Origin of the sequence: Streptomyces odonnellii (assembly GCF_000981895.1) — a bacterium.
GTDB classification, from domain to species: Bacteria; Actinomycetota; Actinomycetes; order Streptomycetales; family Streptomycetaceae; genus Streptomyces; species Streptomyces odonnellii.
On sequence record NZ_LATD01000478.1, the window covers coordinates 1 to 1,039 of the forward strand.

1 protein-coding gene is annotated in these 1,039 nt (G+C 75.3%); it reads left to right on the forward strand.

The annotated features are described in order from the left end of the window. Positions 1-726 (forward strand): SLATT domain-containing protein (locus WH07_RS33435; protein ID WP_046508503.1); only part of this gene is annotated, 726 nt, incomplete at its 5' end. Positions 727-1,039: the final 313 nt, after the last annotated feature.

Genomic DNA, 1,039 nt, shown 5'->3' on the forward strand with positions numbered 1-1,039 from the left:
GGTGGCGGGGGCGCCGGTGGCGGGGCCGTGCCGCACGGCGGCGAGGCGGACGGCGATCTGACCGGGGGCCCGTTCCCGCACGGCGACTGGGGCGAGCCCGCGGAGCGGCTCGACGAGCTGTACCGCTGGGTCGAGACCGGGGCGCTGCGCACCGTCGACTGGTATCTGACCACCCGGCTGCGGAAACGGCGCGCCGCCCGCGTCCTGCGCACCGCGACCGCGCTCGGCGGGACCGCGGGCGCCGCCCTGCCGCTGCTGGATCTGACCGGGGCGCTGGAGGGCGCGGCGGGCTGGGGCTATCTCTCGCTGCTGCTCGGCGCCGCGTCGCTGGCCTGCGACCGGTATTTCGGGATGACGTCCGGGTGGATGCGGGCGGTCGCGACGGCGCAGGGGGTGCAGCGCCGCTTGCAGACGCTCCAGTTCGACTGGGCGTCGGAGTGTGTACGGGAGGTCCTCGGGCCGACGGAGGGTACGGCGAGCGAGGCGGCGGAACGGTGCCTGACGGTGCTGCGGCGGTTCACCGAGGACGTGACGGAGCTGGTACGGGCGGAGACGGCGGACTGGATGATCGAGTTCCGCGCGGGCCCGGCACCGCTGGTGATGCAGTCGATGTCGATGGGCGGGGCGCGGGGTGAGGGCTCCGTACCGCCGCACCCGGGGCGCTTCCCGCTTCCCCCGGGCACCCGGCCGAACATGCCCAGGCAGCGGCCACCGGAGCCGAGGTGACGGCGGGCCGCCGGGGCCCTGGAGGCGGGCCGCCCGGGGCCTGGGCGGTGACGGCGGGGGCAGGGGCCGGCGTGGATCCCGTCGGCCCCTGCCCCCGCCGTCAGCCGTCGGCCGACTCGGCTGAATCCGCTGAATCGACTGGTTGAGCTGAATCGGCCGAGTCAGCTAAAGATGATCATGGAACCCTGGCCCAGGCTCCTGGTGGCCGCAGCGTGCAGCCCCAGCCAGACATGGCGCTCCCGGGCGAACGGACTGTCGTCGTACGGGATCGAGGTCGCCGGTTCCTCCAAGGACGTGGGGCGCTCCGGCGGGG